General features: G+C 73.8%; 17 protein-coding genes. 10 read left to right on the top strand and 7 right to left on the bottom strand.

Annotation, left to right across the window (positions count from 1 at the left end; genetic code table 11):
* Positions 1-16: 16 nt before the first annotated feature.
* On the top strand, positions 17-832 hold the full coding sequence (locus ABD994_RS11810; protein ID WP_345414399.1) for a ParA family protein: 816 nt from the start codon (positions 17-19) through the stop codon (positions 830-832).
* Positions 829-1479 carry a hypothetical protein gene (locus tag ABD994_RS11805; protein ID WP_345414397.1) on the top strand — a complete coding sequence of 217 codons (651 nt, stop codon included), beginning with the start codon at positions 829-831 and terminating at the stop codon, positions 1477-1479. The genes ABD994_RS11810 and ABD994_RS11805 overlap by 4 nt, the downstream gene beginning before the upstream one ends.
* On the opposite strand, the gene ABD994_RS11800 is transcribed toward ABD994_RS11805, so the two are convergent.
* Positions 1480-3012 (bottom strand): acyl-CoA synthetase, encoded by a 1533-nt coding sequence (locus ABD994_RS11800; RefSeq protein WP_345414395.1) that lies wholly within the window; start codon positions 3010-3012, stop codon positions 1480-1482.
* 2 nt (positions 3013-3014) lie between these two features.
* Positions 3015-3803 carry an SDR family NAD(P)-dependent oxidoreductase gene (locus ABD994_RS11795; RefSeq protein WP_345414393.1) on the bottom strand — a complete coding sequence of 263 codons (789 nt, stop codon included), beginning with the start codon at positions 3801-3803 and terminating at the stop codon, positions 3015-3017.
* 122 nt (positions 3804-3925) lie between these two features.
* Here ABD994_RS11795 and ABD994_RS11790 point away from each other — a divergent pair, with 122 nt between their 5' ends.
* A complete protein-coding gene (locus ABD994_RS11790) occupies positions 3926-4552 on the top strand; it encodes a TetR/AcrR family transcriptional regulator (protein ID WP_345414391.1) in 627 nt (208 codons plus the stop codon).
* On the opposite strand, the gene ABD994_RS11785 is transcribed toward ABD994_RS11790, so the two are convergent.
* A complete protein-coding gene (locus ABD994_RS11785; RefSeq protein WP_345414389.1) occupies positions 4549-4989 on the bottom strand; it encodes a GNAT family N-acetyltransferase in 441 nt (146 codons plus the stop codon). The genes ABD994_RS11790 and ABD994_RS11785 overlap by 4 nt on opposite strands.
* Before the next feature lie 87 nt (positions 4990-5076).
* Here ABD994_RS11785 and boxC point away from each other — a divergent pair, with 87 nt between their 5' ends.
* From boxC to ABD994_RS11750, 7 genes are all read left to right on the top strand, one after another.
* On the top strand, positions 5077-6801 hold the full coding sequence (gene boxC, locus ABD994_RS11780) for a 2,3-epoxybenzoyl-CoA dihydrolase (protein WP_345414388.1): 1725 nt from the start codon (positions 5077-5079) through the stop codon (positions 6799-6801).
* A 5-nt stretch (positions 6802-6806) separates the two neighbouring features.
* Positions 6807-8234 (top strand): benzoyl-CoA 2,3-epoxidase subunit BoxB, encoded by a 1428-nt coding sequence (boxB, locus tag ABD994_RS11775; RefSeq protein WP_345414386.1) that lies wholly within the window; start codon positions 6807-6809, stop codon positions 8232-8234.
* Between the two features lie 80 nt (positions 8235-8314).
* Positions 8315-9931 (top strand): benzoate-CoA ligase family protein, encoded by a 1617-nt coding sequence (locus ABD994_RS11770; protein WP_345414384.1) that lies wholly within the window; start codon positions 8315-8317, stop codon positions 9929-9931.
* Between the two features lie 106 nt (positions 9932-10037).
* Positions 10038-11375, top strand: a complete 1338-nt coding sequence (locus tag ABD994_RS11765) for a DUF1800 domain-containing protein (RefSeq protein ID WP_345414382.1) — start codon at positions 10038-10040, stop codon at positions 11373-11375.
* A complete protein-coding gene (locus ABD994_RS11760; protein ID WP_345414380.1) occupies positions 11372-12646 on the top strand; it encodes a DUF1501 domain-containing protein in 1275 nt (424 codons plus the stop codon). Before ABD994_RS11765 ends, ABD994_RS11760 begins: the two co-directional genes overlap by 4 nt.
* 41 nt (positions 12647-12687) lie before the next feature.
* Positions 12688-12864, top strand: a complete 177-nt coding sequence (locus ABD994_RS11755) for a hypothetical protein (protein WP_345414378.1) — start codon at positions 12688-12690, stop codon at positions 12862-12864.
* A 122-nt stretch (positions 12865-12986) separates the two neighbouring features.
* Positions 12987-14018, top strand: a complete 1032-nt coding sequence (locus tag ABD994_RS11750) for an acyltransferase family protein (RefSeq protein WP_345414376.1) — start codon at positions 12987-12989, stop codon at positions 14016-14018.
* A 5-nt stretch (positions 14019-14023) separates the two neighbouring features.
* Here ABD994_RS11750 and ABD994_RS11745 read toward each other — a convergent pair whose 3' ends face one another.
* The 4 genes from ABD994_RS11745 to ABD994_RS11730 form a co-directional block, all read right to left on the bottom strand.
* Positions 14024-14548 (bottom strand): hypothetical protein, encoded by a 525-nt coding sequence (locus ABD994_RS11745; RefSeq protein WP_345414374.1) that lies wholly within the window; start codon positions 14546-14548, stop codon positions 14024-14026.
* 110 nt (positions 14549-14658) lie between these two features.
* On the bottom strand, positions 14659-14856 hold the full coding sequence (locus tag ABD994_RS11740) for a hypothetical protein (protein WP_345414372.1): 198 nt from the start codon (positions 14854-14856) through the stop codon (positions 14659-14661).
* Positions 14857-14998: 142 nt separating this feature from the next.
* Entirely contained in the window at positions 14999-16018 is a 1020-nt protein-coding gene (locus ABD994_RS11735; RefSeq protein WP_345414370.1) for a phosphotransferase family protein, read from the bottom strand.
* Complete coding sequence (locus ABD994_RS11730) at positions 16015-17013, bottom strand: zinc-dependent alcohol dehydrogenase family protein (RefSeq protein ID WP_345414368.1); 999 nt, start codon at positions 17011-17013, stop codon at positions 16015-16017. The genes ABD994_RS11735 and ABD994_RS11730 overlap by 4 nt, the downstream gene beginning before the upstream one ends.
* Positions 17014-17041: the final 28 nt, after the last annotated feature.

The raw sequence follows: 17041 nt of genomic DNA, 5'->3' as shown, positions 1-17041 counted from the left end.
GAGACAGGAGCGACAGATGACCGCAGTGACCGTGCTGAGCGGCAAGGGCGGGGTGGCCAAGACGCTCTGGCAGGTGCTGATGGCCGGCGAGGCGTCGCGGTTGGGCATCCCGACCCTGATCGTGGACGCCGACCCGGAGCGCAATGCGAGCACGAAGTTCGGGGTGCCGGCGCAGTCGACCGGACTGGGCGACGTCTTCGAGGCCGCGGGTGCGGTCGACGGATCGGCCGAGCTCGACATCGACGTGGGCGCGCAACGACTCGGCGAGGAAGTGCTCGACACGCAGTGGGAGGACGTCGACCTCGTTCCCGCGGGTTCTTCTCTCGGCGCGGTCGCGCAGGCCAACCTGTTCGACACGTGGCTCCTGCGGGATCTGCTGGAGAAGGCGGGACTCTCGTCGGCCTACGGACTCGTGATGATCGACACCGGTGGCCGGACGGGTTCCCTGGTGGCGCAGGCGATGTACGCGGCCGACGTCGCCTACGCGCCGATCGCGCCGACCCGCGACGCCATCCGCAAGGCACTCGAGGCGCGGGTCCGCGTCGAGCGCATCCAGCGCGCGCATCCGCTCAAGTGGGCCGGTGTCGTCCTCAGCGGATTCGACATGCGCGTCGGGATGGACGAGGCCATCTACCAGGAGGTCCGCCAGCAGTTCGGTGACGAGGTCCGCGCGGTGGTCCCGCGGCGGGCCACGGTCCACGAGGCGTTCCAGCTCGGGGAGCGGCTCGGCGACCGCCGGGATGTCGCGTCGTCGAACCTCGCCGCCATCTTCCGCGATTTCGTGCTCGAACTCCGCGCCGCGGGCCAGCAGGACGCGGAGGCCTCGGCGTGAGCTCCAAGGCCGAGGCCCTGCGCCGGCGGATGAGCATCGATCCGGACGCCCCGGCGCCCGCCCCGCGCCGGGCCACCCGGCGCCCGACGGCCGCCCCGACGAGCGAGCAGGCCATGCCCGAGCCGGCGGTCCCGACGGAGACGGCTCCGGAGGTCGAGGTACCCGCCGCCCCCGCACCGGGTCCCGAGGACACGGTCCCGGAGGGCCCGGCGCCGGACACACCCGAACCGGGTCCCACGGACACGGGTCGGCGGAACCCGACACCACCCCCGCCGGCCCGGGCGGCCGCGGCCGGGGGCACGTCCCGTCCGCGCTCCGGCTCCGCCGCCGCCCGCGGCGCTCGCCGCCGGAGCAAGCCGGTCGCCGACGAGCAGTGGGCGACGGCCCTCGACGACCCCTCGATCGACCCCGACGGCAACGGCTACCGCAGCTTCTACGTCAACGACGCCGTCTTCGCCCGCTTCCGGGCGGCGATCTTCTGGACCGCCCGACGCCCCGACGCGACGGGCGTGCCGGACAACATGTCCGCGGGTGTCGAGGCGTTCATGGACGAGGTCGCGACGGACCTCGAGCGCCGCTACAACGACGGCGCCGTCTTCCGCCCGACCCCCGACCAGCTCCGCGCGCACCGCAAGCGGTCCACCTAGCTAGGAGCGCGTCAGGGCCGCCCGCACGTCGGTCTTGAGGATCTTGCCGACGGTCGAGCGGGGCAGGCTGTCCCAGAACTCGATCTGCTTCGGCGCCTTGACGCTGCCGAGGCGCTCCTTGACGAAGGCGGCGAGGTCGTCCGCCGACACCGTGCTGCCGGGCGCGAGCTCGATCACCGCCGTGACGCGCTCGCCCCACTTGTCGTCGGGCAGGCCGACCACCGCGCAGTCGCGCACGTCCGGGTGGGCCATCAGCGCCTGCTCGACCTCGGCGGAGTACACGTTGAACCCGCCGGTGATGACCATGTCCTTGGCCCGGTCGACGATGAACAGGTAGCCGTCCGCGTCGAGGTAGCCGATGTCGCCGGTGTGGTGCCAGCCGTGCGCCGAGACCTCCGCGGTGGCCTGCGGGTTGCGGTAGTACCCGGCCATCACCAGCGAGCCCCGCACCACGATCTCGCCGCGCTCGCCGCGGGACAGCAGCGTCCCGTCCTCGCCCATGATCGCCACCGTGACGAGCGGCGACGGCCGGCCCGCGGACGCGAGCCGCTCACGCGCGACGGTCCCGTCGGCGTGACGGTGATCAGCCGGCGACATCGTCGACACCATCATCGGCGCCTCGGACTGCCCGAACAGCTGCGCCATCGGCCCGATCCGCTCGAGGGCGTCCTCGAGCCGGGACACCGACATCGGCGCCGCGCCGTACCAGAAGCACTGCAGTGAGCCCAGGTCCGTCGACGCGAGATCCGGGTGGCCCAGCACCATGTAGATCAGCGTCGGCGGCAGGAACGTGTGCGTGACGCGGTGGCGCTCGATCAGCGCGAGGAAGCGCGCGACGTCGGGCTTCGCCATGACGACGATCTCGCCGCCCAGCGCCATCACCGGGAAGCAGAGCACGCCCGCCGCGTGGGTCAGCGGCGCGAGCGCCAGGTACACCGGCCGACCCTCGAACGGATAGCTCATCAGCGTGATCGCCGACATCGCCTCGAGGTTGCGGTCGGTGAGCATCACGCCCTTGGGCCGCCCGGTGGTGCCGCCGGTGCCGACCAGGGCCACGACGTCGTCGGGCGGCGCCGCCTCGGCGGGCGGGTCGCCGTCGGCGGCGGCGAGCCAGTCGCCGAACGACGGCGTCGCCCCGCGGGCCCCGTCGAGGCACACGACGGTGCTCAGCTGCGGCAGGCCGGGCGCGATGGCGTCGACCAGCTCGCCGAACCCGGCCTGGTGGATGAGCGCCGCGCAGTCGAACAGCGCGAGCAGCTCCTGGTTCTCCGCCGCCGCGTTGCGCGGGTTGATCGGGCACCACACCGCGCCGGCCCGGGCGACGCCGAAGACGCACGCGAAGGCGATCGGGTCGTTGGCCGACAGGATGCCGACCTTGTCGCCGGGCCGGACGCCCGAGCGCCGCAGCGCCCGGGCGACCCGGTGGCTCAGGGCGACGACGTCGCCGTAGGTCAGCGACACCCCGTCCAGGGTCAGGCAGGGTGCGCCGGGGTCGAGCGAGGCCCCCTTGTCGAGCCAGGACGTCAAGGACACGACTACATGCCCATCCCACCGTCGACCGGCAGGCCGATGCCGTTGACGAAGCGGGCCTTGTCCGACGCGAGGAACACCGCGGCGTCGGCGATGTCGGACACCTCGGCGAGGCGGCCCGACGGGGTGAGCTCGACGACCGCGCCGACGGCGGCGTCCGGGCTCTCGAACAGGCCGAGCCCCGACGTCTCGACCGCGAGCTTGACGCCCATGTCGGTGGGCACCAGGCCGGGGTAGAGGCAGTTGACGCGCACGCCGTAACCGAGCTTGCCCGACTCCATGGCGGCGACGCGGGTGAGCCGGTCGACGCCCGACTTGGTCGCCGAGTAGCCCGCGATCGCCGGGAACGCGATGGTCGCGGCCACCGAGGCGACGTTGATGACCGCGCCGCCCTGGCCCGCGGCGCCGCCGGGACGCATGGCGCGGAAGGCGTGCTTGATGCCGAGCATCGTGCCGAGCAGGTTGACCTCGAGCATGCGGCGGATGTCGTCGGGCTCGGTGTCGACCAGCAGCGAGGTGACCTCGAGGCCGGCGTTGTTGACCACGACGTCGAGCCCGCCGAGCTCGGAGACGGTCTGGGCGACGGCGGCCTCCCACTGCGCGTCGTCGGTGACGTCCAGCGCGACGAAGTGCGCGCCCGGGATGCCGGCGGCGGTCTGCTCGCCCACGTCCTTGAGGACGTCGGCCAGCACCACCGAGGCGCCCGCGGCCGCCATGGCCGTGCCCATCCCGGCGCCGAGGCCCCGGGCGCCGCCCGTGATCAGCACCCTGCGCCCGGCGAGCTCGTCACTCATCCGTCTGTCCCTCCCGCCGCCCGTGCGCCGCCGACTGCGACGCAGGTCACAACGTAGGGAGCCGTCTGGACGAGCGTCAAGATTCTCTTGGACGACTGTCCAAGACGGTTACGCTCCTGGCCATGGCCAGCACCGCCGGGTCGGCCGATCGCATCGCGCGCCGGCAGGTCGACAAGTTCGACGAGCGGCGCCGGCAGCTGGCCGACGCCGCGCTGCTGACGCTCTCGGAGCTGGGCTACGCCCGCACGAGCCTGCGGGAGATCGCGCAGCACTCGGGCTTCTCGCACGGCGTGCTGCACTACTACTTCCGCGACAAGGTCGACCTCATCACCCACGGCGTGCGGCGCTACAAGGCGCACTGCGTGGAGCGCTACGACGGCATCGTCGCCCCGGCGGGGGACCCGTCCGAGCTGCTCGCGCGGGTGTGCGACGCGCTCGTCGGCACCCTCGACCAGGACGCGGTGCTGCACCGTCTCTGGTACGACCTGCGCACGCAGTCGCTGTTCGAGGAGTCCTTCCGCGCCGACGTCGCGGAGATCGACGACAGCCTCGAGCGCATGATCTGGCGGACGGTGCAGGCCTACGCCGAGCTTCTCGAGACCGTCCCGACCTGCACCCCGTCGTTCGCCTACGCGACCGTCGACGGCCTGTTCCAGCAGGCGCTGCTGCGCCACCTCGCGGGCGCGCCCGGGGCGCTGGACGGCCTGCGCGACGGCCTGCGCCGCCAGCTCCCGACGCTGGTCGCCTAGCTGCCGCCCGGCGCCGCGCCGCTCGCGACGCGCTTGCGCAGCTCGCCGACCTCGGTGGCGTCGAAGCCCCGGTCGGTCAGCCACGTCCGGACCGCGTCGCCCTCGGGGTGGCGCGTGGGCACGACGTTGTAGACGTAGTTGAGCTGGCGGGCGGCGGCCTCGCGCTCGAGGTTCTCCAGCACGAAGGCGCCCACGCCCGAGCCGCGCCGGTCCGGCGCGGTCACGATGAGGATCTCGGCGTCGCCCCACGTGTCGTCGAGTCGCCCGTAGCCGAGTGCGGCGCCCGTGTCGTCCTCCACGCGCCACCACGTGTCACCGAGCGGACGGCCCACCTCGGGGTGGCCGAGGCCGAACAGCGTGGGCGGCAGGTCGCCCAGCGCCGCGGCCTTCTCCTGGTCCCAGCGGGGGTCCTGCTCGGCCACCCAGTGCCATGTCATCGTGACCTCCCCAAAGTTCTACAGGTCTATGCACTGTCGTCGGATTCTCGTAGAGTGTGGAGCGCACGACAAGGGAGGACCACCACCGTGACCGTTCTCGACGACGCGCCGGCCGCACACCCCGAGACCGTTCCACAGGTCGACTTCGACACCGACCCGGCGCGCTACCGGCACTGGCGCCTGGAGGTCGACGGCGAGACGGCCTGGGTCTACCTCGACGTCGCCGAGGACGGCGGCCTCGTCCCGGGGTACGAGCTCAAGCTCAACTCGTACGACCTCGGGGTCGACATCGAGCTCTACGACATCACCCAGCGGCTGCGCTTCGAGCACCCCGAGGTGCGCAGCGTGGTGCTCACCAGCGGCAAGGACTCGAACTTCTGCGCCGGGGCCAACATCCGGATGCTGGCGCAGTCGAGCCACCCCTGGAAGGTGAACTTCTGCAAGTTCACCAACGAGACGCGCAACGGCATCGAGGACATGACCGCCCACTCGGGCCAGACCTGGGTGGCCGCGCTGAACGGCACGGCGGCCGGCGGCGGCTACGAGATGGCCCTGGCCTGCGAGACGATCCTGCTCGTCAACGACCGCTCGAGCGCGGTCGCGCTGCCCGAGGTGCCGCTGCTCGGCGTGCTGCCCGGCACCGGCGGGCTCACCCGCGTCACCGACAAGCGCCACGTCCGCAAGGACCGCGCCGACATCTTCGCCACGAAGTCCGAGGGCTTCCAGGGCCCGAAGGCCGTCGAGTGGAAGCTCGTCGACGAGACGGTGTCCCGCAAGCAGTGGGACGAGACGGTCCGGGCCCGGGCCGCGGAGGCCGCCGCCGGGTCGTCGCGCCCGACCGACGCCACCGGCGTCGCGCTGCCCCCGCTGCGTCGCGAGGTCACCGACGAGTCCGACTCTCTGGGGCGCATCACCTACCCGAACGTCCGCTGCGAGATCGACCGCGAGGCCCGCACCGCGACGATCACCGTCCTCGGTCCCGAGCCCGGCACCGTGCCCGAGTCCCTCGAGCGCATCCACGCCCTCGGCGCCGACTTCTGGCCGCTGGCCATGACCCGCGAGCTCGACGACCTGATCCTGCGCCTGCGCACCAACGAGCTCGAGATCGGCACGTGGCTGATCCGCACGCAGGGCTCGGTGGAGGGTGCGCTGGCGTTCGAGCGGGTCATCGCCGAGCACTCGGGCACCGACTGGCTGGTCAACGAGATCCGCCACTACTTCAAGCGCACGCTCAAGCGCCTCGACGTCACGAGCCGCAGCCTCATCGCGCTCATCGAGCCCGGCAGCTGCTTCGCCGGCGCGCTGCTGGAGCTGGCGCTGGCCTGCGACCGCCAGTACATGCTCGAGGGCGTCTTCGAGGACGCCGACGAGGAGCAGGACCCGGCGCAGATCGTCCTCACCGAGTCGAACTTCGGCGCCTTCCCGATGGGCAACGGCCTGACCCGCCTGGCCTCGCGCTTCTACGGCGACGACGAGCACGTCGCCGAGCTGCACGAGCGCGTGGGCGAGCGCCTGACCGGCGCCGACGCCGAGGAGGCGGGCCTGGTCACCGACGCCCCCGACGACATCGACTGGGAGGACGAGATCCGCATCCTGCTCGAGGAGCGGGCCTCCCTGAGCCCGGACGCCCTGACCGGCATGGAGGCCAACCACCGGTTCGTGGGCCCCGAGACCATGGAGACGCGGATCTTCGGCCGGCTCACCGCCTGGCAGAACTGGATCTTCATCCGTCCCAACGCGAGCGGCCCCGAGGGCGCGCTGCGCAAGTACGGCACCGGCCGCAAGGCCGACTTCGACAAGAAGCGGGTGTAACCACCATGACCTCTGCACGCCCGAAGATCGACTTCGATGCGAAGATCCCGAACAACGTCGACCTCGCGTCGGACCGCAAGCTCCAGCGCGCCCTCGAGCGGTGGCAGCCCAACTTCCTCGACTGGTGGGGCGACATGGGCCCCGCGGTCGACACCAAGGACGTCTACCTGCGCACGGCCGTCGACGTCGGCCGCGAGGGCTGGGCGCACTTCGACCACGTGCCCATGAACGAGTACCGCTGGGGCGTCTTCCTCGCCGAGCACGACCCGGACCGCAAGATCGCCTTCGGTGAGCACAAGGGCGAGCCGGTGTGGCAGGAGGTGCCCGGCGAGTACCGCGCCGACCTGCAGCGCCTCATCGTCATCCAGGGCGACACCGAGCCCGCGTCGGTCGAGCAGCAGCGCTTCCTCGGGGCCACCGCGCCGTCGCTCTACGACATGCGCAACCTCTTCCAGGTCAACGTCGAGGAGGGCCGTCACCTCTGGGCGATGGTCTACCTGCTGCACGCCTACTTCGGCCGGGCCGGGCGCGAGGAGGCCGACCAGCTGCTGCAGCGCAACTCCGGCTCGGACGACTCGCCGCGCATCCTCGGGGCCTTCAACGAGGAGACCCCGGACTGGCTGTCGTTCTACATGTTCACGTACTTCACCGACCGCGACGGCAAGTACCAGCTCGGGACGCTCAAGGAGTCGGGCTTCGACCCGCTGTCGCGGACCTGCGAGTTCATGCTCAAGGAGGAGGCCCACCACATGTTCGTGGGCACCACCGGCATCGACCGCGTGGTCACCCGCACCGCGGAGCTGATGAACGAGCACGACTCGGAGGACGTCGCGGGCGCCGGCGGCATCCCGCTGGACATGCTCCAGAAGTACATCAACTTCCACTACACGGTCTCGCTCGACCTGTTCGGCAACGAGTCGTCCACCAACGCCGCCAACTACTTCACCGCCGGGCTCAAGGGCCGCTGGCAGGAGGAGCGGCGCAAGGACGACCACGTGCTCGCCGACGACGCCGGCGCGGTGGACGCCGTGCGCGACGGCCAGATCACGACGACCGAGGTGCCGGCGCTGCTCGCGCTCAACCAGGACCTGCGCAGCGAGTACACCAGCGACTGCCGCGGCGGGCTCAAGCGCTGGAACCGGATCCTCGAGAAGCACGGCATCGACGCGCGGCTCTACCTGCCGCACGCCGGGTTCAACCGTCAGGTCGGGGCGTTCGCGGGCCAGCACATCACGCCCGACGGCCGGATCGTCTCGGCGCAGGAGTGGGAGGCGCAGGCCGCGAGGTGGCTGCCCACCGAGGTCGACAAGACCCACGTCCGCGGCCTCATGCACCCCGTCCTCGAGCCCGGGAAGATCGCCGGCTGGATCGCCCCGCCCACCAACGGGATCAACGACAAGCCCGTCGACTTCGAGTACGTGCACTTCAACTGACCCCTACCGCCGTGAGGTGGCGCGGGCCACCATCGGGCGACCCCACACCACGCCACCACCACACCGAGGACGGGCCGCGCATGTCGGAGTCGTTCAACGCCACCGAGTACCTCGTCGGCCGCCGCCTCGCGGCGGGTGACGGCGACCGCGTGGCGGTGCGGGCGCCGTCGGCGACGCTGACCTACGCGCAGCTCGACGCCGAGGTCGGCCGCGTCGCGTCGGGGCTGGCGGCGCTGGGCGTGCAGCCCGAGCAGCGGGTCGTGCTGTGCATGGTCGACGAGGTCGAGCTGTTCACCGGCATCCTCGCGACGATGCGCCTCGGCGCGGTGGCCGTGCCGGTGTCGACGATGCTGCGGGGCCCGGAGCTGGCGGTGCTCGTCGGCGACTCCCGGGCCCGGCTGCTGCTCACCTCCTCGGAGTTCGCCGACACCTCCCGCGTCGCGGTCGCGACGGCGCGGGAGGCCGGCGCCGACGTCGCCGAGGTGGTGGTCACCGGCGACGACCCGTCGGGGTTCGGCAGCGGCGTCGGCACCCGCACGTGGGCGGAGATGCTGGCGGCCGGGGAGGCGCTCGGCGGCACGCCGCCGGCGTACGACACCTGGGACGAGTCGCAGGCGCTGTGGCTCTACACGTCGGGCACCACGGGCAAGCCGAAGGCGGCGATGCACCGGCACGCCGACATCCGGTTCGTGTGCGAGACCTACGGCCAGCAGGTGCTCGGCATCCGCCCCGACGACCTGTGCCTGTCGGTGGCCAAGCTGTTCTTCGCCTACGGCATCGGCAACTCGATGTTCTTCCCGCTCTCGGTGGGGGCGGCCGCGGTGCTCGAGCCGTCGCGGCCGTCGCCGGCGCTGCTGGCCGACCTCGCCGCGCGGCACCGGGTGACGATGTTCTTCGGTACGCCGAGCTCGTACGGGCCGCTGCTCGCCGCGGCGGAGGCCGGGCAGGTCGACCCGGCCGCGTTCGCCACCGTCCGGCGTGGGGCGTCGGCGGGGGAGGCGCTGCCGGCGCGCATGGTCAACGGGATGCGCGACGTCTTCGGTATCGAGGTCCTCGACGGCATCGGGTCGACCGAGGCGCTGCACATCTACATCTCCAACCGGCCCGGGGAGGTCTCGCCCGGCACCTCCGGCGTGCCGGTGCCGGGCTACGACGTCGAGATCCGCGGCACCGACGGCCACCCGGTCCCCGACGGGGAGACCGGCACGCTCTACGTCCGCGGCGACTCGATCTGCACCGGCTACTGGTGCCGCACCGCGACCAACCGCTTCGTGTTCGAGGGGGAGTGGCTGCGCACCGGCGACACCTACGTCCGCAACGCCGACGGCACCTACACCTGCCTGGGCCGCACCGACGACGTGCTCAAGGTCGGCGGGATCTGGGTGACGCCGGCCGAGCTGGAGGAGCGGCTCGTGGCACACCCGTCGGTGGCCGAGGTGGTCGTGGTCGCCGTCCCGGACGACGACGGTCTCGACCTGCCGGTGGCCTGCGTCGTCCCCCGCGACGGGCACACCGTGGACGAGGCCGCGCTCGTCGCGTGGTGCCGCGAGGGTCTGGCGTCGTTCAAGCGGCCGCGCCGCGTCATCGCGATCGACGAGGTGCCCCGCACGGCGACCGGCAAGGTCCAGCGGTTCAAGCTCCGCGAGCTGGCGACGGCCCGCGTGCACGAGGCCCCGACGCTCGAGGCCGCGCACTGACGGCCGGCCCCCGGCGTGGGCTCCCGGTGATCCGCTCCTGAAGCGTCCCTGAGGTCTGGCGCGGCGGCCTTCCCGTCGGTGCCGGGGGAGTCGCACCCTCGGGCGCATGGTCCAGCTCGACGACCGGGCCGCGACACGCCGGCTGCTCGACCGTCTCGGCTTCGGTCCGCTGCCCGGCGAGCTCGCGGCGGCCCGCGGCTTCGACGCCACCCTCGACGCGCTCCTGGCGCCCGGCCCCGACCCCGGGGTGGCGGCCACACCGCCGCCCGCGCTCGCCCCGATCCCGACCTCCCCGCGCTCCGACGCGACCGACCGCGCCGCCGAGCAGCAGGCGCGCCAGACCGGCCAGGCGCAGCTGACGACCTGGTGGCTGGACCGCATGACCGCGACGACGGCCCCGCTGCCCGAGCGGCTGGTGTGGTTCTGGCACGGCCACTTCGCGACGTCGGCGCAGAAGGTCCGCGAGCCCGCCGCGCTGCTGGCGCAGAACCAGACGTTCCGCACGCTCGGCCTCGGCGATTTCCGGACGCTGGCCCACGCGATGGTCGTCGACCCGGCGATGATGGTGTGGCTCGACGCCGCGCAGAACAAGGTCGGCGCGGCCAACGAGAACCTCGCCCGCGAGTTCATGGAGCTCTTCGCCCTCGGGGTCGGGAACTACGCCGAGTCCGACGTGCGCGAGGCGGCCCGGGCGCTGACCGGCTACACCGTCGACCGCACCGACGGCGACGTCCGCCTGGTCGCCCGCCGCCAGGACACCGGCCCGAAGACGATCTTCGGGACGACGGGCCCGATCGACGCGCCCCGGTTCGTCGACATGGTCGTCGACCGGCCGGAGTCGGCGCGCTTCGTGGCGAGCCGGCTCTGGTACCGGCTCGTGTCCTCGTCCACGCCGCCGACCCCGGCCGTCCTCGGCGACCTCACCGACGCCTACGGCCCGGGCACCGACGTCCGGGGCCTGCTGCGGGCGCTCGCGACGTCGGCGCCGTTCCGCGACAGCGCGACGACCGTCGTCAAGCAGCCCGTCGAGTGGGCGGTCGGGCTGATGCGGGCCGTCGGCGTGCGGGCGTCGGCGGTCGTCGCGGCGCCCGGCGGCCGGCCGGGACGTCCCCGGCGCGACCCGCTCGTCACCCAGCTCACCGCCCTCGGCCAGGTCCCGTTCCGGCCGCCGAGCGTCGGCGGCTGGCCGGCCGGCCCGGCGTGGCTGACGCCGTCGGCGGGCCTGTCCCGGCTCGCGCTCGCCGAGGCCGTCGTCGCGGGCTCGCCGCTGCCGCCCGGTCCCGCGGGGGCGGCCGCGCGCATCGACTGGGCGCGCCAGGTGCTGGGCGTGGACGCCTGGAGCCCGCGCAGCCTGGCCGCCCTGCAGCAGGTGGCGGGCGAGGCCGACCCGCGCCGGACCCTCACCGTCGCCGCCCTGACCCCCGAGTACGTGGTGAGCACATGACGAACCGCCTGCCCACCGTCACCCGGCGCCGCTTCCTCGCCTTCTCCGGCGTGACCGTGGCCGCCGGCCTCGCCCTGGGCGCCACCCAGGTGGACTGGACCGATCTGCTGCACGAGGCCGTCCACGACCCGCTGCGCCCCGGGCAGGGCGTGCTCGTGGTCGTCACGCTCTACGGCGGGAACGACGGGCTGGGCACGGTCGTCCCGGCCGCCGACCCCGCCTACCGGAGCGCGCGCCCCGAGCTGGCCTACGCCGAGGGTGACGTGCTCGACCTCGGTGAGGGCCTCGGGATCAACCCGGGCATGACCGGCCTCAAGAAGCAGTGGGACGGCGGCAACCTGGCCATCGTGCGCGGCGTCGGCTACCCGGCGCCCGACCACAGCCACTTCCGTTCGATGGCCATCTGGCAGACGGGGTCGCCCACCTCGCCCACCGGGTCGGGCTGGCTGGGGCGCTGGCTCGACCACACCGGCGACGACCCGCTGCGCGCCGTGTCGATGGACTCGGTGCTCCCGCCGCTGCTCTCCGGGGACCGCACCGCGGCGTCCACGCTGCCACCCGGCGGCGAGCGGCTGCCCTCCGGGGCGCTCGGCGCGGCGTTCCGGGGCCTGGCGGGCGTCGACGCCGGCGACGACACGCTGCGGGCCCGGGTCGCGCGCTCCGGGCGCGACCTCGGCCAGGTCGAGCAGGTGCTCGGGCCGGTGGTCAGCGGCGGCGACGGGCCCGCGGACGCGGCCGGCGATGCCGCCGGGAACGCCGCCGGGAACAGGAAGGGCGCGGGCGGACGCTCCGAGCTCGCCTCCCAGCTGCAGACGGTGGCCGCGCTCGTCGAGGCCCGCGTGCCGACACGGGTGTACTCGGTCTCGCTCGGCGGCTTCGACACCCACGCCGACGAGCGCACCACCCAGCAACGCCTGCTCGGCGAGCTCGACGCGGCGCTGTCCGGGTTCGCCGACCGCCTCGCCGGCACCGAGGCGGGTCGCCAGGTCGTCACGCTGGTCTACTCGGAGTTCGGCCGCCGCGTGCGCGCCAACGCGAGCCAGGGCACCGACCACGGCACGGCCAACCCGGTGTTCGTGCTGGGGAGCGGCGTCACGCCCGGCTTCTTCGGCCAGCAGCCCAGCCTCACCGACCTCGACGACGGCGACCTGCGCGCGCACGTCGACTTCCGCGACGTCTACGCGACGATGCTCACCGGTGTCCTGGGCGCCGACCCCACCCCGGTGCTCGGGCTCGGCCGGACCCCGATCGCCGGGCTGCTGCGGACCTGAGGCCCTACGGTGGTGGTCCACCCCACCAGGAGGTCACGCCGATGGCCGGCCAGCGTTCCGACCGCACCGACCCCCTCGCCACGGCCGACCAGCCGCCCACCGAGGGCGAGCCGGACCACGAGCCGACCGTCGAGCCCGGCGGCGACGTGCCGGGCGCCGTGCTGGGCTCGGACCACGAGGAGCCCCTCGACGGCCCGGAGCCCGAGCCGGAGAGGTAGCTCCTCCTCGGTGCCGACCGCGGGTCGACACGCTCGGGACGGGCCACCCGGCGCGGACTCCGGATCTCGGTGCGGCATGCTCACCGACCGTGACGGCCACCACCGAGCGTGCAGTCCCCACCGTGACCGTCCCCCGTGAGAACGCCTTCGATCTGCTCCGCCTGGTCGGGGTCGTGCTGGTGCTGGTGCACCACTCCTGGGTGCTGACCGGCAGCACGACGAACCTGTTCGGGACGGCGTCGGGCACGGACCCGGGCACGCTCGGTGTCGGGATCTTCTTCGCGACGTCCGGCTACCTCGTCACCGGGTCGTGGCTCGCGGACCCGTCGCCGTGGCGCTTCCTCGCGCGCCGCGCCCTGCGTCTGTGGCCGCTGCTGATCGTCGTCGTGCTCGGCACCGCGGTCGTCCTGGGTCCGCTGGTGACGGCACTGCCGATCTCGACCTACCTCCGTGACCCGGCGACGCCCGGGTACGTGCTGAACAACGTGGCGCTCTGGCCGCTGCAGTGGACGTTGCCCGGCGTCCTCGGCGGTGCGGCCGTGAACGGGTCGATCTGGTCGTTGCCGTGGGAGGCGATGGCCTACGGCGCCGTCGTGCTGTTGGGTTCGACGACGCTGTTGCGCCGCCCGGCGGCGGTCTACCTCCTGGCGGCCGCGGCGGTGGCTCACCTCCTGGTCGTCGGGCCCGGGCCGGCCTACGTGGAGCAGGCGCTGGCCTGCTTCACGCTCGGGATGGCCGCGCAGCACGCGTGCCGCCGGTGGGTCCCGTCGTGGTGGGTCGCGGTCGGCGGTGCCGCGCTCTGGGCGGCGACCTGGGGCACCACCGCGGCGTCGGCCGGCTCGGTGGTGTTCATCGGATCGTCGGCGTTCGTGGTCGCCTTACGGGCGCCGGCGTGCGTGCGGCACCCGACGGGGTCCTGGGACCTCTCCTACGGGATGTACCTCACGGCGTTCCCGATCCAGCAGCTCGCGGTCGTCGGGCTCGGGTGGCGCTCGCCGTGGCTGGTGCTGCTCGTCGCGCTGGTCGGGTCGGCGGCGTGCGCGGCCGTCTCGTGGCCGTTGATCGAGCGCCCGGCGCTGCGACACAAGCCGCACCGCTGCGGGCCGCGGGTGCGAGCGCTCCACCGGCGCTGGGCCGTGCCGTCCTGGCGATGAGCCCGTCAGTCCCGCAGCGCGGGCGTCACGTCCCGCGCCGGCGTCGACGGGTCGCCGTCGTCGAGCGCCCACCACACCTGTGCCCCGGAGAGCTCGTCGGCGGCGGAGAGCACGCCCTGGACGCGGGCGACCTGGGCGACCAGGTGCTCGGGGGAGCAGCCGTGCACCGCGGCCTCGCGGCGCAGGACGGCGGTCACGACGTCCGCCGGGGCGCCGGCCCGCCACCGGCACAGCGACGTGCCCAGCACGCGGGCGGCCGCGCCGACGAGGGCGAGGTCGACGATGTCGACCTCGGGCACCGTGGGTCGGGCGAGGTCCCGCAGCACCGGCCCGGTCAGCGAGCTCCACGCGCGCAGGGCGAGGCCGTCGGCGAGCGGGTCGGGGGGCGTCGCGCCGTCGGCCTCCTCGGTGCGCAGCGCGAGGAGCAGCCCCGACACCTGCCCCAGCGCCCGCACCCAGCCCCGGCGCGTGCCCGGCAGCCAGGGCTCGGCCCGACGCGGCTCCGGCGGTGTCCACCTCTCCTCGGTCATCGTCCCCCCAGCACCATCACGACGCAGGGTGACGAGAATAGAGGAGATGTCCGGGTCGAGGGCCACGGTCATAGCCCGAAAAGACTAACAAAACGGCATATGGTGATCGCTCAGGCCGCGACCTGCGGGTACCAGGCGCTGATCTCGAGGTCGAGCTCGGCGAGGTCGGGGTGGGCGAAGAGGAGCGACTCGCCGGGGCTGAGCCGCTGCGGTCGGCGCCCGCCGGTGGGGCAGCCGTCCTCGTGGCGCACGGGGTAGAGCTTCCACACCCGCACGGAGTGGCAGTAGTGGCATTCGCCGGTGATCATCACGGACTCCGGGCACGTCGGCGGTGAGGGGGAGCGACCCCGCACGCCGACGCTGGACGCGGGACCGCACCCAGTGTGGTGCCCGAACCGGCGCCCACGACCCCGCTCCGTGACCGCGCCCACCGTGTGACGTGAGCAGGGGTCAGGCGCCGTCCAGCTCCGCGAGGGCGCGCCGGGCCTGCTCGGTGATGGCCTCGGGGCCGGTGACCTCGTCGGGGTCGGCGTCGGCGCCCATGTCGCCGGCGCGGTAGCGCGTCCAGACCCCGGCGTGGATGCACGCCGCGCGCCAGCGGGCGAACGCCAGGTAGTAGGCGATGTCGACGTCGCCGGTGCCCGTGGCGGCGGTGTAGCGCTCGATCAGCTCGCCCCGCGTGGGGTAGCCGCCGGCCGGGGTCGGGCTGGGCAGGGCGGCCGGGACGGCGTCGTCGGGCTCGCTCCACGACACGAGCAGGTGCCCGAGGTCGCACAGCGGGTCGCCGATCGTCGCGAGCTCCCAGTCGAACACCGCCACCGCGCGTCCGTCGGGGTCGTAGGCGATGTTGCCCGGCCGGAAGTCGCCGTGGACGATCCCGACCTCGCCCTCGGGCACCCGCGCGGCCAGCGCGTCGTGGGCGGCGTCGATGGCCGAGAGGTCCTCCATCGCCGACGAGTGCGCCTGCCGGTGCCAGCGCTTGAGCTGGCGGGCCACGAAGTTGCCGGGCCGGGCGAGGTCGTCGAGCCCGACCGTCGCCGGCTCGACGTGGTGCAGCGCCGCGAGCACGTCGATGGTCGAGGTGCCGACGGTGGCGCGCGCCGCGTCGGGCACCGCGGCGCCGGACTCGGCGTCGTTGAGGACCTTGCCGGCCGCGAAGTCCATGACGTAGAGGTCCGCGCCCCAGACGTCGTGGTCGTCGCAGAAGGCGCGCGGGGTCGGCACCGGGACCTCGGTGGGGTTGAGCGCGGACAGGAACCGCCACTCACGGCCCATGTCGTGCGCAGTCTCGAGCACCCCGCCCAGGGGCGGGCGCCGCAGCGCCCACGCGTGGTCGGCCTCGTCGGTGACGCGGTAGGTGAGGTTCGACCGCCCGCCCGCGATGCGGGTGAACGTGATCTCGCCGTCGATCTCGTCGATGTTCCCCCGGAACCACCGCACGACGGTGTCCGGGACCTCCTCCGCGCTCACGCCGCCGCCCCGACGCGCAGGACGATCTTGCCGACCTGGGTGCCGGACTCGAGGTACTCGTGCGCCTCGACCACCGCGTCGAGGCCGTCGAACACCCGGTCCACCTGCGGGGCGAAGGTTCCGTCACGGAGGCCGGCGCCGACGAAGGCGCCCGCGCGGCGCAGCCGCTGCTCGTCGTGGGTCATCGCGAACAACGTATAGGCCCGCATCCACAGATCGGGCAACGTCTCGGCCGGGAACGGTGTCGGCTCGCCCGAGAGCAGCCCGTGGACGGTCAGGACGCCGCCGGCGGCGGTCGCGCGGGCGAGATCCGCGACGCCGGGGCCGGCGACGGCGTCGAACACGTGCTCGCAGCCCCGCCCGCCGGTGATCTCGAGGACCCGCGCGACGAGGTCCTCCTCGCCGGTCGCGACGACGTGGGCCGCGCCCGCCGCCCGCAGCGCCTCGGCCTTGCTGCTCGAGCGGGTGGTGGCGATCGGCACCGCCCCGACCCGGTTGGCGACGGCGATGGCCGCCAGCCCGACGCTGGAGGTCGCCGCGGTCACCAGGACGTGGTCGCCGGCGCGCAGCCCGCCGGTCTCGACCAGCCCGCCGTAGCCCACGAGGAACGGCATCCACACCGCGGCGCCGTCGACCCAGCCCGTCGCGTCCGGGAGCGGGACGAGGGCCCGGGCGGGGACGACGGCGCGCTCGGCGTACACCCCGTGGTCGTTCATGGAGAAGGCCGGCACGACGCTGACGCGCTCGCCGACCGACCACCGCGTGACGCCCTCGCCGAGCGCCGCGACCGTGCCGGAGCACTCGTAGCCCAGCCCGGCGGGCAGGCGCGCCGCCTCGATGTAGGTGCCGCGCCGGAACATCGACTCCGCGCGGTTGAGCCCGATCGCCGCGACGTCGACCGCCACCTCGCCGGGGCCCGGCACCGGTGGCGGCTCGTCGACGATCCGCAGCACCTCCGGCCCGCCGAGCTCGGAGAACCGCACCGTTCTCGTCATGCCCGCAGCATGCCGCGCCGACGATCAC

It is taken from the genome of Actinomycetospora chlora, assembly GCF_039542135.1.
GTDB classification, from domain to species: Bacteria; Actinomycetota; Actinomycetes; order Mycobacteriales; family Pseudonocardiaceae; genus Actinomycetospora; species Actinomycetospora chlora.
This window is presented reverse-complemented; position numbering and strand designations above follow the sequence as displayed.

Excerpts from the sequence above, each read along its gene's own strand:
- ABD994_RS11810 (WP_345414399.1), top strand. The coding sequence starts at position 17 with ATGACCGCAGTGACCGTGCTGAGCGGCAAGGGCGGGGTGGCCAAGACG.
- ABD994_RS11795 (WP_345414393.1), bottom strand. The coding sequence starts at position 3,803 with ATGAGTGACGAGCTCGCCGGGCGCAGGGTGCTGATCACGGGCGGCGCC.
- ABD994_RS11790 (WP_345414391.1), top strand. The coding sequence starts at position 3,926 with ATGGCCAGCACCGCCGGGTCGGCCGATCGCATCGCGCGCCGGCAGGTC.
- ABD994_RS11785 (WP_345414389.1), bottom strand. The coding sequence starts at position 4,989 with ATGACATGGCACTGGGTGGCCGAGCAGGACCCCCGCTGGGACCAGGAG.
- boxB (WP_345414386.1), top strand. The coding sequence starts at position 6,807 with ATGACCTCTGCACGCCCGAAGATCGACTTCGATGCGAAGATCCCGAAC.
- ABD994_RS11770 (WP_345414384.1), top strand. The coding sequence starts at position 8,315 with ATGTCGGAGTCGTTCAACGCCACCGAGTACCTCGTCGGCCGCCGCCTC.
- ABD994_RS11765 (WP_345414382.1), top strand. The coding sequence starts at position 10,038 with ATGGTCCAGCTCGACGACCGGGCCGCGACACGCCGGCTGCTCGACCGT.
- ABD994_RS11760 (WP_345414380.1), top strand. The coding sequence starts at position 11,372 with ATGACGAACCGCCTGCCCACCGTCACCCGGCGCCGCTTCCTCGCCTTC.
- ABD994_RS11755 (WP_345414378.1), top strand. The coding sequence starts at position 12,688 with ATGGCCGGCCAGCGTTCCGACCGCACCGACCCCCTCGCCACGGCCGAC.
- ABD994_RS11745 (WP_345414374.1), bottom strand. The coding sequence starts at position 14,548 with ATGACCGAGGAGAGGTGGACACCGCCGGAGCCGCGTCGGGCCGAGCCC.
- ABD994_RS11740 (WP_345414372.1), bottom strand. The coding sequence starts at position 14,856 with ATGATCACCGGCGAATGCCACTACTGCCACTCCGTGCGGGTGTGGAAG.
- ABD994_RS11730 (WP_345414368.1), bottom strand. The coding sequence starts at position 17,013 with ATGACGAGAACGGTGCGGTTCTCCGAGCTCGGCGGGCCGGAGGTGCTG.